Origin of the sequence: Shewanella sp. 38A_GOM-205m (assembly GCF_000518445.1) — a bacterium.
In the GTDB taxonomy this organism is placed as follows: domain Bacteria; phylum Pseudomonadota; class Gammaproteobacteria; order Enterobacterales; family Shewanellaceae; genus Shewanella; species Shewanella algae.
This window is the reverse complement of record NZ_JADP01000045.1, coordinates 1-16,087: the sequence shown is the minus strand read 5'-3', so window position 1 is coordinate 16,087 and position 16,087 is coordinate 1. Positions and strand designations below refer to the sequence as shown.

General features: G+C 50.8%; 13 protein-coding genes. All 13 read left to right on the top strand.

What is annotated here, in order from left to right; genetic code table 11:
* Nucleotides 1–91: elongation factor Tu (locus tag N512_RS24795; RefSeq protein ID WP_080286574.1), on the top strand; the 91-nt coding region annotated here is incomplete at its 5' end.
* 263 nt (nucleotides 92–354) lie between these two features.
* Nucleotides 355–735, top strand: a complete 381-nt coding sequence (gene secE, locus N512_RS0118560) for a preprotein translocase subunit SecE (protein WP_025012048.1) — start codon at nucleotides 355–357, stop codon at nucleotides 733–735.
* An 8-nt stretch (nucleotides 736–743) separates the two neighbouring features.
* On the top strand, nucleotides 744–1,295 hold the full coding sequence (gene nusG, locus N512_RS0118555; protein ID WP_025012047.1) for a transcription termination/antitermination protein NusG: 552 nt from the start codon (nucleotides 744–746) through the stop codon (nucleotides 1,293–1,295).
* Between the two features lie 123 nt (nucleotides 1,296–1,418).
* A complete protein-coding gene (gene rplK, locus N512_RS0118550) occupies nucleotides 1,419–1,847 on the top strand; it encodes a 50S ribosomal protein L11 (protein ID WP_025012046.1) in 429 nt (142 codons plus the stop codon).
* A 4-nt stretch (nucleotides 1,848–1,851) separates the two neighbouring features.
* Nucleotides 1,852–2,553, top strand: coding sequence for a 50S ribosomal protein L1 (rplA, locus tag N512_RS0118545; RefSeq protein WP_025012045.1), 702 nt, complete (start codon nucleotides 1,852–1,854; stop codon nucleotides 2,551–2,553).
* A gap of 262 nt (nucleotides 2,554–2,815) precedes the next feature.
* Nucleotides 2,816–3,316, top strand: a complete 501-nt coding sequence (gene rplJ / locus N512_RS0118540) for a 50S ribosomal protein L10 (protein WP_025012044.1) — start codon at nucleotides 2,816–2,818, stop codon at nucleotides 3,314–3,316.
* Between the two features lie 54 nt (nucleotides 3,317–3,370).
* Nucleotides 3,371–3,739, top strand: a complete 369-nt coding sequence (gene rplL / locus N512_RS0118535) for a 50S ribosomal protein L7/L12 (RefSeq protein ID WP_025890054.1) — start codon at nucleotides 3,371–3,373, stop codon at nucleotides 3,737–3,739.
* 233 nt (nucleotides 3,740–3,972) lie between these two features.
* Nucleotides 3,973–8,004 (top strand): DNA-directed RNA polymerase subunit beta, encoded by a 4,032-nt coding sequence (gene rpoB, locus N512_RS0118530; RefSeq protein WP_025012043.1) that lies wholly within the window; start codon nucleotides 3,973–3,975, stop codon nucleotides 8,002–8,004.
* An 84-nt stretch (nucleotides 8,005–8,088) separates the two neighbouring features.
* Nucleotides 8,089–12,300, top strand: a complete 4,212-nt coding sequence (rpoC, locus tag N512_RS0118525) for a DNA-directed RNA polymerase subunit beta' (protein WP_028781264.1) — start codon at nucleotides 8,089–8,091, stop codon at nucleotides 12,298–12,300.
* 178 nt (nucleotides 12,301–12,478) lie between these two features.
* A complete protein-coding gene (gene rpsL / locus N512_RS0118520) occupies nucleotides 12,479–12,853 on the top strand; it encodes a 30S ribosomal protein S12 (RefSeq protein WP_025012042.1) in 375 nt (124 codons plus the stop codon).
* Between the two features lie 76 nt (nucleotides 12,854–12,929).
* Nucleotides 12,930–13,400, top strand: coding sequence for a 30S ribosomal protein S7 (gene rpsG / locus N512_RS0118515; RefSeq protein ID WP_025012041.1), 471 nt, complete (start codon nucleotides 12,930–12,932; stop codon nucleotides 13,398–13,400).
* Nucleotides 13,401–13,472: 72 nt separating this feature from the next.
* Complete coding sequence (gene fusA / locus N512_RS0118510) at nucleotides 13,473–15,569, top strand: elongation factor G (RefSeq protein ID WP_028781263.1); 2,097 nt, start codon at nucleotides 13,473–13,475, stop codon at nucleotides 15,567–15,569.
* 80 nt (nucleotides 15,570–15,649) lie between these two features.
* Nucleotides 15,650–16,087: GTP-binding protein (locus N512_RS0118505; RefSeq protein WP_028781262.1), on the top strand; the 438-nt coding region annotated here is incomplete at its 3' end.

Here is a 16,087-nt window from a genome sequence, read left to right as displayed (position 1 = left end):
CCCAATCGCGATGGATGAAGGTCTGCGCTTCGCCATCCGTGAAGGTGGCCGTACAGTTGGTGCTGGTGTTGTAGCCAAGATCATCGCTTAATTGCGAGACAGGTTACTTTGAAAAAGGAAGCTTCGGCTTCCTTTTTTGCTTGCTGGCGTAAAGTGTCAGGCTTTCTCTTGGTTTCGCCCTGTGTATCCTTGATAACAAAGCTGATTAAGAATACAATCTATGGCCGATTTTTGTGCCCTGAGCCGGAGAATTCTCGTCAGGGGCGAGTTCGAAAGCGGGCTGGCGCTGATTTAAGCCTTAAACTTACTCAGCTGTCCCTTGGCTCAGGTCGTAATGAGTAACGGAATTAACCGATGACAACAAATACTGAAAACCAGGGCAACTCTCTGGATATCGTAAAGTGGGTAATAGCTATACTACTGGTGGTAGTGGCTATCGTTGGCAACCAGATGTACAACAACAGTGAAATCATCACTCTGCCAATCCGCGCTGCGGGTGTGGTTGTTGTATTTGCTATTGCTGGTTTTATTGCTCTGCAAACTGTTAAGGGTAAGCAAGCATTGGCCTTTGCCCGTGAGTCTCAAATTGAAGTACGCAAAGTCGTATGGCCGACTCGTCAAGAGGCGTTGAATACCACCTTTATCGTACTGGCTGCGACAGGTATCCTGGCCTTGATTCTCTGGGGACTGGATGCGGTATTGCTGCGCATTGTCAACTTTATTACTGGCGTATAGGCACTAGAATGACTGAAGCTAAAGAAGCTAAGAAAAGATGGTATGTGGTTCAGGCTTTTTCCGGTTATGAAGGCCGTGTATGTAAGTCTCTGCTTGAACACATCAAAATGCACGGTATGGAAGAGTTCTTCGGCGAAGTCCTGGTTCCGACCGAAGAAGTTGTGGAAATGCGTGCCGGCCAACGCCGCAAGAGCGAGCGCAAGTTCTTCCCCGGCTATGTGCTGGTACAGATGGAAATGAACGATCAAAGCTGGCACTTGGTGAAAAGCATCCCACGTGTGATGGGCTTTATCGGCGGCACTTCAGATCGTCCTGCTCCTATTTCCGATAAAGAAGCCGAGGCTATCCTGCGTCGTCTGCAGGAGACTACAGATTCTCCGACTCATCGCGTTATGTTCGAACCCGGCGAAGTGGTTCGCGTTACCGATGGTCCGTTTGCCGACTTCAATGGTACTGTTGAAGAAGTGGATTATGACAAGAACCGCGTTAAGGTGTCTGTGATGATCTTCGGTCGTTCAACTCCGGTTGAGTTGGACTTTAATCAGGTCGAGAAATCCTGATTAAATAAAATACAAAATCCGTTTGGCAACGGGTGCGGATTTCTATATAATCCGCACCCGTTGTTTTCGGGGAGCTCAAGGCATGTCGCCTGAGCGTTTGAACCCAAACTGAGGAAATGTCAGATGGCAAAGAAAATTGAAGCTTACATCAAGCTGCAAGTAGCAGCCGGTGCTGCAAACCCGTCTCCACCAGTTGGTCCAGCTCTGGGTCAAAAAGGTGTGAACATCATGGAATTCTGTAAAGCATTCAACGCTCGTACTGAAAAGTTCGAAAAAGGTATGCCAATTCCAGTAGTGATCACTGTTTACAACGATCGCTCATTCACTTTCGAAACCAAGACTCCACCTGCAGCCTTCTTGCTGAAGAAAGCCGCTGGTCTGAAGTCAGGTTCTGCTCGTCCTAACACTCAGAAAGTGGGTACTATCAAGCGTAGCCAGGTTCAGGAAATTGCTGAAACCAAGGCAACCGATATGACTGGTGCTGACATTGAAGCGATGACTCGCTCAATCGAAGGTACTGCGCGTTCCATGGGTTTGGTAGTAGAGGACTAATATAATGGCAAAGCTGACTAAGCGCATGCGCACCATCCGCGAAAAAGTGGACGTAACCAAAGCATACGACATCAACGAAGCTGTAGCTCTGCTGAAAGAACTGGCTACTGCCAAGTTCGTTGAGAGCGTAGACGTTGCCGTTAACCTGGGTGTTGATCCTCGTAAATCTGACCAAAACGTTCGTGGTGCCACTGTGCTGCCACACGGTACTGGTCGTGAAGTACGTGTTGCTGTATTCACTCAAGGTGCCAATGCCGAAGCTGCGAAAGAAGCTGGTGCTGAACTGGTAGGTATGGAAGATCTGGCTGAGCAGGTGAAAGCCGGCGAAATGAACTTCGACGTAGTTATCGCATCTCCTGATGCAATGCGCGTTGTTGGTATGCTGGGTCAAATCCTGGGCCCACGCGGCCTGATGCCTAACCCTAAAACCGGTACTGTAACTCCTAACGTTGCCGAAGCTGTTAAGAACGCTAAGGCTGGTCAGGTTCGTTACCGTAACGACAAGAACGGTATCATCCACACTACTATCGGTAAAGTGGACTTCGAAACCGCTCAACTGAAAGAAAACCTGGAAGCACTGCTGACTGCACTGAAGAAGGCCAAGCCTGCTGCAGCCAAAGGCCAGTACGTGAAGAAGGTAAGCATCTCCACCACTATGGGTGCAGGTGTAGCTGTTGACCAGAACACTCTGGACACTGCTAACTAATTTTACAAAATGCGCGCGTTAGCCTATAATGCGCGCACTTTTGTGGGTTGGAACCTATGACGAGTGTTTACACTCGGATGGGTTTCCGTCCAAGACCGCAGGTGTTGACCGTCTGGGATACTTAATTTCCTGCGTAGACGGTGTCAGGCCCCAGATAGATTTATTTCTGCTGGATTATCTGCACCGTAAGTAACTGAGTACGTTTGTATTCAGTATGGTAAACACTGGGGGATTCCCCAGGTAGAATCCAGGAGTAAAGCCAATGGCATTAAGACTCGAAGACAAAAAAGCGATTGTTGCTGAAGTCAACGAAGCTGCCAAAGGTGCGCTTTCTGCAGTTGTCGCCGATTCACGCGGTGTAACTGTAGGTGCTATGACAGTTCTGCGTAAGACTGCTCGCGCAAACGGTGTGTATGTACGTGTAGTACGTAACACTCTGGCTCGCCGCGCAGTTGAAGGCACTGCTTTTGAGTGTCTGACAGAGGTGTTCTCTGGCCCAACTTTGATTGCTTTCTCTAACGAGCACCCAGGTGCTGCAGCTCGTCTGTTAAAAGACTTTGCTAAAGAGCAAGCCGCTTTCGAAGTTAAAGGTGCAGCTTATGAAGGGGAATTCATCCCTGCAGCTGACATTGATCGTTTGGCAAAACTGCCAACTTACGAAGAAGCACTGGCACAGCTGATGATGACTATGAAAGAAGCATCTGCTGGCAAGTTCGTTCGTACTCTGGCCGCTCTGCGCGATCAAAAACAAGAAGCCGCTTAATTTCAAGCTGGCTGCTTAACAGAATTGAATTCAGAACAATAGGAAACATTTGTTATGTCTATCACTAAAGACCAAATCCTTGAAGCCTTTGCAGCTATGTCTGTAATGGAAGTTGTTGAACTGATCGAAGCTATGGAAGAGAAGTTCGGCGTATCTGCTGCTGCCGCAGTAGTTGCTGGCGGCGCTGGTGAAGCTGCTGCTGCTGAAGAGAAAACCGAGTTCGACGTAGTTATGACTTCTCACGGTGACAACAAAGTTGCTGTGATCAAGGCTGTACGTGGTGCCACAGGTCTGGGTCTGAAAGAAGCCAAAGCTATGGCTGAATCTGCTCCAGTAGCTGTTAAAGAAGCTGTCTCTAAAGAAGAAGCTGAAGCTCTGAAGAAAGAACTCGAAGAAGCTGGTGCTCAAGTAGAGATCAAGTAAGTCATACTGACTTACAATCACCCAAGCCAATTGGGTGGAGGCTGGCGGTTTTTTGACCGTCGGCCTTTTTTGCGCTGTAAGCGTTGGCGATTTTTTTCACCGTTTGTCGCCAGATTTTGCAGTCCCTAGCAGTGATTATTGGTTAGGTTCTTGCCATCAACGGTGATGGGCAAACGTGCTGAATTAACTGTGTTGATTCAGTCTTGGTCACATCTCGCAAGCAGAGGAAACCCATGGTTTACTCCTATTCTGAAAAGAAGCGTATTCGCAAAGACTTCGGTAAGCGTCCACAGGTGTTGGACATCCCTTACCTGTTGTCTATTCAGTTAGACTCTTTTAAGAAGTTCACCGATCAAGATCCTACCGGTGAGCGTGGCCTTGAGGCCGCTTTCCGTAGCGTTTTTCCCATCAAGAGCTTTTCTGGTAATTCAGAACTGCAGTACGTCAGCTATAAGCTGGGCGAGCCTGTTTTTGATGTGAAAGAGTGTCAAATCCGCGGTGTGACATACTCCGCTCCACTGCGCGTTAAGCTGCGCATGGTGCTGTATGATCGTGAAGCTGCCGCCGGCACTGTAAAAGATATTAAAGAACAAGAAGTCTACATGGGGGATATCCCTCTGATGACTGAAAACGGTACCTTTGTTATCAATGGTACTGAGCGTGTTATCGTATCTCAGTTGCACCGTAGCCCAGGTGTGTTCTTCGACCACGACCGTGGTAAGACACACTCTTCAGGTAAAGTGCTGTATAACGCGCGTATTATTCCTTACCGCGGTTCATGGCTCGACTTCGAGTTCGACCCTAAAGATGCGTTGTTTGTACGTATCGACCGTCGCCGTAAGCTGCCTGCCAGCATCATTCTGCGTGCCCTGGAATATTCTACTCAGGATATCCTCGACATCTTCTTTGAGCGTGTCGACTTCAAGATCAAGAAAGATTCTCTGGTCATGACACTGGTTCCTGAGCGTCTGCGTGGCGAAACTGCCAGCTATGACATCAAGGATTCAGAAGGCACTGTGCTGGTAGAGAAGGGCCGTCGTATCACTGCCCGTCATATCCGCCAACTGGAAAAAACCAACACCACTGAACTGGAAGTCCCGGTTGAGTACATAGTTGGTAAAGTGGCGGCTCAGGACTATATCGATCCTGACACAGGTGAAGTACTGGTTACCGCCAACAACGAGATCAGCCTGGAAGACCTGGCCAATCTGTCACTGGCCGGTATCAAAGAGGTCAGCACCCTGTACATCAACGAGCTGGATCACGGTGCTTACATCTCTGACACTCTGCGTATTGACTCAACCACCAACCGTTTGGAAGCGTTGGTTGAAATCTATCGCATGATGCGTCCTGGCGAGCCACCAACCAAGGATGCCGCCGAAGCTCTGTTCCAGAACCTGTTCTTCAGCGAAGAGCGCTATGACCTATCTAAAGTGGGCCGGATGAAGTTCAACCGTCGTCTCGAAATCGACGAGAACGAGGGTACCGGTGTACTGACCAAAGAAGACATAGTTGCCGTAATGAAGAAGATCATCGAAATCCGTAACGGTTTTGATGAAGTCGATGATATCGACCACCTGGGTAACCGTCGTATCCGTAGCGTTGGCGAAATGGCCGAGAACCAGTTCCGTGTCGGTCTGGTACGTGTTGAGCGCGCTGTACGTGAACGTCTGTCTCTGGGCGATCTGAACGAGCTGATGCCTCAGGATCTGATCAACGCCAAGCCAATCTCTGCTGCAGTGAAAGAGTTCTTCGGTTCTTCTCAGCTGTCGCAGTTTATGGATCAGAACAACCCACTGTCAGAAGTGACTCACAAGCGCCGTATTTCGGCTCTTGGTCCTGGCGGTCTGACCCGTGAGCGTGCCGGCTTCGAAGTTCGAGACGTGCACCCAACTCACTATGGTCGTCTGTGTCCAATTGAGACCCCTGAAGGTCCAAACATTGGTCTGATCAACTCACTGTCTACCTTTGCCCGTACCAACTCATACGGCTTCCTGGAAACACCTTATCGTAAGGTGATCGACAGTGTGGTTACCGATGAAGTGGAATATCTGTCAGCCATCGAAGAAGGCCGCTATGTGATTGCACAGGCCAACATCGAGCTCGACAACGAAGGTCGCATTGTGGAAGAGCAGGTTGCCTGTCGCCACAAGGGTGAATCTACCTTTATGCGCGCTTCCGATATCCAGTATATGGACGTATCTCCACAGCAGATCATCTCTGTGGCGGCATCTTTGATCCCATTCCTTGAGCACGACGACGCTAACCGTGCATTGATGGGTGCAAACATGCAACGTCAGGCAGTACCAACACTCAAGTCAGAGAAGCCTCTGGTGGGTACAGGTATTGAACGTACACTGGCTGTTGACTCAGGCGTGGTTGTGGCTGCCAAGCGTGGCGGTGTGATCGACTATGTTGATGCCAGCCGCATCGTGGTTAAGGTTAACGAAGATGAGCTGCGCCCAGGCGAAGCCGGTATCGATATCTACAACCTGACCAAGTACACCCGTTCCAACCAGAACACCTGCATCAACCAGCGTCCATGCTGTAGCGTAGGTGAGCCTGTGGTGCGTGGTGACGTTCTGGCCGATGGTCCGTCAACCGACTTGGGCGACCTGGCTCTGGGTCAGAACATGCGCGTGGCCTTCATGCCATGGAACGGTTACAACTTTGAGGATTCCATCCTTATTTCCGAGCGCGTAGCGCAGGAAGACCGTTTCACGACTATCCACATTCAGGAACTGTCCTGTATTGCCCGTGACACCAAGCTGGGTAGCGAAGAGATCACTGCTGACATCCCTAACGTAGGTGAGTCTGCACTGAGCAAGCTGGATGAATCCGGTATCGTTTACATCGGCGCCGAAGTAAAAGGCGGTGACATTCTGGTTGGTAAGGTAACGCCTAAGGGTGAAACTCAGCTGACTCCGGAAGAGAAACTGCTGCGGGCTATTTTCGGTGAGAAAGCGTCTGACGTTAAAGACAGCTCTCTGCGTGTACCTAACTCAGTGAAGGGTACAGTTATCGACGTGCAAGTCTTCACCCGTGACGGTGTTGAAAAAGACAAGCGCGCCATCGAAATCGAAGAGATGCACATTGCTCAAGCCCGTAAGGACCTGACTGAAGAGTTCAAGATCCTCGAAGAGGGTGTACTGAGCCGTGCCCGTAACCTGCTGCTGAGCGCCGGTTTCAGTGAAGCCAAACTGGCTGAACTGCCACGCAAAGACGTATTGGTTCAGGTTATCGACGATGAAGCCAAGCAAACCGAACTGGAACAGCTGGCTGAACAGCACGAAGAGCTGAAAGCCGACTTTGACAAGAAGTTCGAAGTCAAGCGTCGCAAGATCACCCAAGGTGATGATCTGGCTCCAGGCGTACTGAAGATCGTTAAGGTTTACCTGGCGGTTAAGCGTACCATCCAGCCTGGTGACAAGATGGCCGGTCGTCACGGTAACAAGGGTGTGATCTCCAAGATCTGTCCTATCGAAGATATGCCATACGACGAGCAGGGTAACCCTGTCGACATCGTACTGAACCCTCTGGGTGTACCTTCGCGGATGAACATAGGTCAGGTACTGGAAGTTCACTTGGGTGCTGCGGCTAAAGGTATTGGTAATCGCATCAATGCCATGCTGGAAGAACAGCGTGAGCTGGCCGAACTGCGTGGCTACATCAAACAGGTCTATGAACTGGGCGATGAAGTGAAGCAGCGCGTGGATATCGATTCATTTACCGATGATGAAGTTCTGCGTCTGGCCAAACACCTGAAGGATGGTCTGCCAACGGCAACCCCAGCCTTCGACGGTGCCAAAGAGAAAGAGATCAAGCAGATGCTTGAGCTCGCAGGTCTGCCGACTTCTGGTCAGCTGAATCTGTTTGATGGTCGTACCGGTAACCAGTTCGAGCGTCCTGTGACCGTAGGTTACATGTACATGCTCAAACTGAACCACTTGGTTGATGACAAGATGCACGCCCGTTCTACCGGTTCGTACAGCTTGGTTACTCAGCAACCTCTGGGCGGTAAAGCTCAGTTCGGTGGTCAGCGTTTCGGTGAGATGGAAGTGTGGGCCCTGGAGGCATACGGTGCTGCGTATACTCTGCAGGAAATGCTCACAGTGAAATCGGATGACGTTAACGGTCGTACTCAGATGTACAAGAACATCGTTGACGGTAACCATCAGATGCAGCCAGGAATGCCAGAGTCCTTCAACGTATTGCTGAAGGAGATCCGTTCTCTCGGTATCAACATCGAGTTGGATCAAGAGTAAGACGCGGTTTAAAGCCTGCGTTTGGCAACGAATTGGTGCTCCGCGAGAGCGGGGCACCGGGTTTAACTCCTTCAGGAGAGAAACGTGAAAGACTTATTAAAGTTTCTGAAACAGCAAAGCAAGACTGAAGAATTTGAAGGCATCAAGATCGGCCTGGCGTCGCCTGATCTGATCCGTTCTTGGTCATTTGGTGAAGTTAAGAAGCCTGAAACCATCAACTACCGTACATTCAAGCCTGAGCGTGAAGGCCTGTTCTGTGCCCGTATCTTTGGCCCGGTCAAAGATTACGAGTGTCTGTGCGGTAAGTACAAGCGTCTCAAGCACCGCGGTGTGATCTGTGAGAAGTGTGGCGTTGAAGTGACCCAGACCAAAGTACGTCGTGAGCGTATGGGCCACATCGAACTGGCCAGCCCAGTTGCCCACATCTGGTTCCTCAAGTCACTGCCATCCCGTATCGGTCTGATGCTGGACATGACTCTGCGTGATATTGAGCGGGTACTCTACTTCGAATCTTATGTGGTTATCGAGCCAGGCATGACCAGCCTGGAGCGCGGTCAAATGCTGACCGAAGAAACCTACCTGGATGCGCTGGAAGAGTATGGTGACGAGTTTGAAGCCAAGATGGGTGCCGAAGCGGTTCTGGAACTGCTGCGCGCTATCGATCTGGAGAAAGAAGTTGAGCAGATGCGCGAAGAACTGCCATCTATCAACTCTGAGACCCGTCGCAAGAAAGTCACCAAGCGTTTGAAGCTGGTTGAGGCCTTCTACCATTCAGGTAACAAGCCAGAGTGGATGATCCTCAAGGTTCTGCCGGTTCTGCCACCTGATCTGCGTCCTCTGGTTCCACTGGACGGCGGCCGTTTCGCGACTTCAGATCTGAACGATCTGTATCGCCGCGTGATCAACCGTAACAACCGTTTGAAGCGTCTGCTGGATCTGGCTGCTCCGGATATCATAGTTCGCAACGAAAAGCGTATGCTGCAGGAATCTGTTGATGCCCTGCTGGATAACGGTCGTCGCGGTCGTGCCATTACCGGTTCCAACAAGCGTCCTCTGAAGTCCTTGGCCGACATGATCAAGGGTAAGCAAGGTCGTTTCCGTCAGAACCTGCTGGGTAAGCGTGTTGACTACTCAGGCCGTTCGGTAATTACCGTGGGCCCAACTCTGCGTCTGCACCAGTGTGGTCTGCCGAAGAAAATGGCGCTGGAACTGTTCAAACCATTCATCTACGGCAAGCTGGAAGGTCGTGGCCTGGCCACTACCATCAAAGCCGCCAAGAAGATGGTTGAGCGTGAAGTTGCCGAGGTTTGGGACGTACTGGATGAAGTGATCCGCGAACACCCTGTGATGCTGAACCGTGCACCAACACTGCACCGTTTGGGTATCCAGGCGTTCGAACCTGTACTGATCGAAGGTAAAGCGATTCAACTGCACCCACTGGTGTGTGCGGCCTATAACGCCGACTTCGACGGTGACCAAATGGCGGTACACGTGCCTCTGACGCTGGAAGCCCAGCTGGAAGCCCGTGCGTTGATGATGTCAACCAACAACATTCTGTCGCCTGCCAACGGTGAGCCGGTTATCACTCCTTCTCAGGACGTGGTACTGGGTCTGTACTACATGAGCCGTGAGCGCGTAAATGGCCGCGGTGAAGGTATGGCCTTTGAGTCTGTTGCCGAAGCCGAGAAAGCCTATCGCACTGGTGCCGCCGAGCTGCACGCCCGGGTTAAAGTTCGTATCACCGAAACTCATATCGATGAGAACGGTGAGCGCACCCAGCAGCGCCGCATTGTCGACACCACAGTAGGTCGTGCTCTGTTGTCACTGATCCTGCCAGCCGGTATGTCTTTTGATCTGGTTAACCAGAACATGGGCAAGAAGCAGATCTCCCGTTTGCTGAACACCTGCTACCGTCAGCTGGGTCTGAAAGATACTGTTATCTTTGCTGACCAACTGATGTACACAGGTTTCCAATACGCCACTATCTCCGGTGCCTCTGTCGGTATCAACGATATGGAAATCCCGGAAGCCAAGTACAAGCTGGTTGCCGACGCAGAAGCGGAAGTTCTGGAAATCCAGGAGCAGTTCCAGTCTGGTCTGGTAACTGCCGGTGAGCGTTACAACAAGGTTATCGATATCTGGGCCAGCGCCAACGAGAAAGTCTCCAAGGCGATGATGGAAAACCTGTCTTCCGAAGTGGTTATCAACCGCGACGGTGAAGAAGAGAGACAGGCTTCCTTCAACAGCATCTACATGATGGCCGACTCAGGCGCTCGTGGTAGTGCCGCTCAGATCCGTCAGTTGGCGGGTATGCGTGGTCTGATGGCCAAGCCAGACGGCTCTATCATCGAAACGCCCATCGTGGCGAACTTCCGTGAAGGTCTGAACGTACTGCAGTACTTTATTTCAACCCACGGTGCTCGTAAGGGTCTGGCGGATACTGCACTTAAGACAGCGAACTCAGGTTACCTGACTCGTCGTCTGGTGGATGTTGCCCAGGATCTGGTCGTTATCGAAGATGACTGTGGTACTCACGAAGGTCTGATCATGAAGCCGCTGATTGAAGGTGGTGACGTGGTTGAGCCGCTGCGTGAGCGGGTACTGGGTCGTGTTGTTGCCGAGGATGTTTACTATCCTGGTTCCGACGAAGTCCTGGCGCCACGTAACACTCTGCTGGATGAAGCATGGTGTGACAAGCTGGAAGAGTACAGTGTTGACGAAGTTAAAGTTCGCTCTGTGATCTCCTGTGATACCGACTTCGGTGTTTGTGCCAAGTGTTACGGCCGTGACCTGGCCCGAGGCCACCTGATTAACCAAGGTGAAGCAATCGGGGTTGTCGCTGCTCAGTCAATCGGTGAGCCTGGTACACAGCTGACGATGCGTACCTTCCACATCGGTGGTGCGGCATCCAGGGCTTCTGCAGAAAACAACGTTCAGGTGAAGAACGCCGGTAACCTGAAGCTGCATAACGCCAAGTTCGTTAAGAACAGCGATGGCAAGCTGGTTATCGTATCGCGCTCATCTGAGCTGGCGATTATCGATGAACTGGGCCGTGAGAAAGAGCGCTACAAAGTGCCTTACGGTACTGTGCTGGAAACGCTGGAAGGTGCCGAAGTTACCGCTGGCCAGACTATCGCAAACTGGGATCCACATACTCACCCCATCATCACTGAAGTGGCGGGTTATGTGAAGTTTGAGCAGATGATTGACGGTGTCACCATCTCACGTCAAACCGATGAGCTGACCGGTCTGTCTTCCATCGTGGTATTGGATGTGGCCCAGCGCCCAAGCGCCGGCAAAGAAATGCGTCCAATGATCCGTTTGGTTGACGAAAACGGTAATGACCTGACCATTCCTGGTACCGACGTACCTGCGCAGTACTTCCTGCCCAGCAATGCGATCGTAAACCTGGAAGATAATGCTCAGATCAGCGTCGGTGATGCACTGGCTCGTATTCCTCAGGAATCGTCCAAGACTCGCGATATTACCGGTGGTCTGCCAAGGGTTGCCGACCTGTTCGAAGCCCGTAAGCCAAAAGAGCCGGCGATTCTGGCTGAGATCAGCGGTACCATCTCCTTCGGTAAAGAGACCAAAGGTAAGCGTCGTCTGGTTATTACCCCTGCTGAAGGCGGTAACCCATACGAAGAGATGATCCCTAAGTGGCGTAACCTGAACGTGTTCGAAGGTGAAAAAGTCGAACGCGGTGAAGTGATCGCCGATGGTCCAGAGTCTGCTCACGATATTCTGCGTCTGCGCGGTATCCACAACGTAGCCAACTACATTGTGAATGAAGTACAGGACGTATATCGTCTGCAGGGTGTGAAGATTAACGACAAGCACATCGAGGTGATCATTCGCCAGATGCTGCGTAAGTGTCTGATCACTGAAGCCGGTGATTCTGAGTTCCTCGAAGGGGAGCAGGTTGAGGTGTCCCGCGTCAAGATCGCTAATCGCGAACTGGAAGAGCAGGGCAAGATTCCGGCCAAGTTCGAACGCGAACTGCTGGGTATTACCAAAGCCTCTCTGGCGACTGAGTCCTTCATCTCTGCGGCCTCGTTCCAGGAAACCACTCGCGTACTGACCGAAGCGGCAGTAGGCGGTAAGAGTGATAACCTGCGCGGTCTGAAAGAGAACGTGATCGTAGGTCGTCTGATCCCGGCCGGTACCGGTTATGCTTACCACAACAACCGTAACCAGGCTCGCGGTGTAGTAGCGACTGAAGCACCTAGCATCAGCGCCAGCGAAGCCGAACAGAACCTGGCCGATCTGTTGAACCTGGCTGGTAGTCAGGAATAAGTAGCATAGATGTTACAAAAGGCGCCGAAAGGCGCCTTTTTCATTGGAATACGCTGCAAAAGTTGGCTATTTCTTGACAGCCAAGCCTTACCTTTCTAAAATTCCGCGTCCCACTATTGTGGGATTAGATTTTTCACACCTTATTGTTGAGTTGAAATCAACTGATTCGGAGCTATACATGGCAACTGTAAACCAGTTGGTACGTAAGCCTCGCGCACCTAAAGTCGAAAAGACTAACGTGCCTGCGTTGAACGCGTGCCCACAAAAGCGTGGTGTTTGTACTCGTGTGTACACCACTACCCCAAAAAAACCTAACTCTGCACTACGTAAAGTAGCTCGTGTGCGTCTGACCAACGGTTTCGAAGTAACTTCGTACATCGGCGGTGAAGGCCACAACCTGCAGGAACACAGTGTAATCCTGATCCGTGGTGGTCGTGTTAAAGACTTACCTGGTGTGCGTTATCACACTGTTCGTGGCGCCCTGGACTGTGCTGGTGTGACTTCACGTCGCCAAGCTCGTTCTAAGTACGGTGCTAAGCGTCCTAAGTCTTAATGGTTTTCCGTTAAGTAAGGCCAAGCTAAATATAAATTCCAGTTTTGGAAATACCTGAAGCATACGGAGAATAGTTATGCCAAGACGTCGCGTAGTAGGACAACGTAAGATCCTACCTGATCCAAAGTTTCAAAGTGAGTTGCTGGCTAAGTTCATCAACGTCATTATGCAGGACGGCAAAAAGTCGACTGCTGAAAAAATTATCTACAAAGCACTGGATGTTGTCGCCGATAAGAAAGGCGAAGAGCATCTGGTTATCCTTGAAGCAGCCCTGGAAAACGTTCGCCCAGCGGTAGAGGTTAAGTCTCGCCGTGTTGGTGGTTCTACTTACCAGGTTCCATGTGAAGTTCGCCCAGTTCGTCGTAACGCACTGGCGATGCGCTGGTTGGTTGAAGCTGCTCGTAAGCGTGGTGAAAAATCTATGGCTCTGCGCCTGGCAGGTGAACTGCTGGACGCTTCCGAAAACAAAGGTACTGCCGTTAAGAAGCGCGAAGACGTGCATCGTATGGCAGAAGCCAACAAAGCGTTTGCTCATTACCGTTGGTAATATCGGGCGCGGGCTTGCCCGCGCTTTCTCTGACATTGCTAAGATTTTTATCTTAGTCAAGAGGGTATAATCGTGGCTCGTACAACTCCAATTGAGCGTTATCGCAACATAGGTATTTGTGCTCACGTTGACGCAGGTAAAACCACTACCACAGAGCGAGTCCTGTTCTATACAGGGGTAAACCACAAGATGGGTGAAACCCATGACGGTGCGTCTACCACTGACTGGATGGTTCAGGAGCAGGAGCGGGGTATTACTATTACCTCTGCGGCTGTTACCACGTTCTGGCGCGGTATGGATGCCCAGTTTACTGAGCATCGTATCAATATCATCGATACCCCAGGTCACGTCGATTTTACTATTGAGGTAGAGCGTTCTCTGCGCGTACTTGACGGTGCCGTAGTGGTCTTTTGTGGTTCTTCTGGTGTGGAACCTCAATCTGAGACCGTATGGCGTCAGGCCGACAAGTATCATGTCCCCCGTCTGGTGTTCGTTAATAAGATGGACCGTGCCGGTGCCGACTTTGATCGCGTAGTAGGACAGATCCGTAACCGTCTCGGTGCAACTTGTGTACCTATTCAATTGAATATTGGTACAGAAGAAAACTTTAGCGGGGTTATCGATCTCATCAAGATGAAAGCCATCAACTGGAATGAAGCAGACCAGGGCCTGACTTTCACTCACGAAGAGATCCCAGAGCATTTGCTTGCCAAGGCAACCGAAATGCGCGAATACCTGGTAGAGAGTGCCGCAGAGGCTTCTGATGAGCTGATGGACAAATACCTTGAAGAAGGTGAGCTCACAGAAGAAGAGATCAAAAAAGCGCTTCGTCAACGTACTATCAACAACGAAATTGTGCTGGCTACCTGTGGTAGTGCCTTTAAAAATAAAGGCGTACAGGCAGTTCTCGATGCCGTTGTTGAATACCTTCCTGCTCCTGTTGATGTTCCTGCGATTAAGGGCATCGATGACAGAGAACAGGAAGTTGAGCGTGTTTCTGATGACAATGCACCTTTCTCTGCGTTGGCATTCAAAATCGCAACAGACCCATTTGTGGGTACTTTGACCTTTATCCGGGTTTACTCAGGTGTCCTGGAGTCGGGTTCAGCCGTTTACAACTCTGTAAAAGAGAAGCGTGAGCGTATCGGCCGTATCGTGCAGATGCACGCCAACGACCGTAAAGAACTGAAAGAAGTGCGCGCAGGTGATATAGCTGCTGCTATCGGCCTGAAAGATGTGACAACCGGTGACACCCTGTGTGACCCAGACCATAAAGTAATTCTGGAGCGGATGGAATTCCCCGAGCCGGTAATTACCATTGCTGTGGAACCTCGTTCCAAAGCCGACCAGGAAAAGATGGGCATTGCGCTGCAGAAGCTGGCAATGGAAGATCCTTCTTTCCGGGTTGAGACTGATGAGGAGTCGGGTCAGACTCTGATTTCAGGTATGGGTGAGCTACACTTGGACATTATCATCGACCGTATGCGCCGTGAGTTCAGCGTTGAATGTAACGTTGGTAAACCTCAGGTGGCTTATCGTGAAACTATCCGCAGTGCCGTGGAAGTGGAAGGTAAGTTCGTGCGTCAGTCTGGTGGTCGTGGTCAATTCGGTCATGTCTGGCTGAAACTGGAGCCTCGTGAAGAGGGTGCCGGTTATGAGTTTGTCAACGAAATCGTTGGTGGTGTAGTTCCTAGGGAATACATCCCTGCGGTTGACAAAGGGATCCAAGAACAGATGAAGAACGGTGTTCTCGCCGGCTTCCCTGTATTGGACGTGAAGGTCACTCTGTTCGACGGTTCATATCATGATGTGGACTCGAACGAAATGGCGTTCAAAGTTGCAGGTTCTATGGGCTTCAAGAAGGGGGCGCTGCAAGCTAACCCTGTGTTGCTCGAGCCTTGCATGAAGGTTGAAGTGACAACCCCAGAAGACTACATGGGTGACGTAGTAGGTGATCTGAACCGTCGTCGTGGTCTAATCGAAGGTATGGATGACGGCGTCGCCGGTATCAAGATCATTCGAGCTGTGGTACCTTTGGCTGAAATGTTTGGTTATGCAACAGATTTGCGTTCAGCGACTCAGGGTCGGGCTTCATACTCCATGGAGTTTTTGAAGTACTCTGAAGCGCCGCAAAACGTTGCTAAAGCAGTTATCGAAGCTCGTACCTGATTTAGGTAACGGCATTAACTGTTATTTTGATTGATGGTGTCCGGCAGCGCCGGACTCTTCTGAAAAGAAAGGAATATATCGTGTCTAAAGCTAAATTTGAACGTTCCAAGCCCCACGTTAACGTGGGCACCATTGGTCACGTTGACCATGGTAAAACCACTCTGACTGCTGCTATCTCAACTGTACTGTCTAAGACTTACGGTGGTGAGGCGCGTGACTTCGCAGCGATCGATAACGCTCCAGAAGAGCGTGAGCGCGGTATTACCATCAATACCTCTCACATCGAGTATGACACTCCAACTCGTCACTACGCCCACGTAGACTGCCCAGGTCACGCTGACTATGTTAAAAACATGATCACCGGTGCTGCCCAGATGGACGGCGCAATCCTGGTAGTAGCTTCTACTGACGGTCCAATGCCACAGACTCGTGAGCACATCCTGCTGTCTCGTCAGGTAGGTGTACCTTTCATCATCGTATTCATGAACAAGTGTGACATGGTAGACGATGAAGAGCTG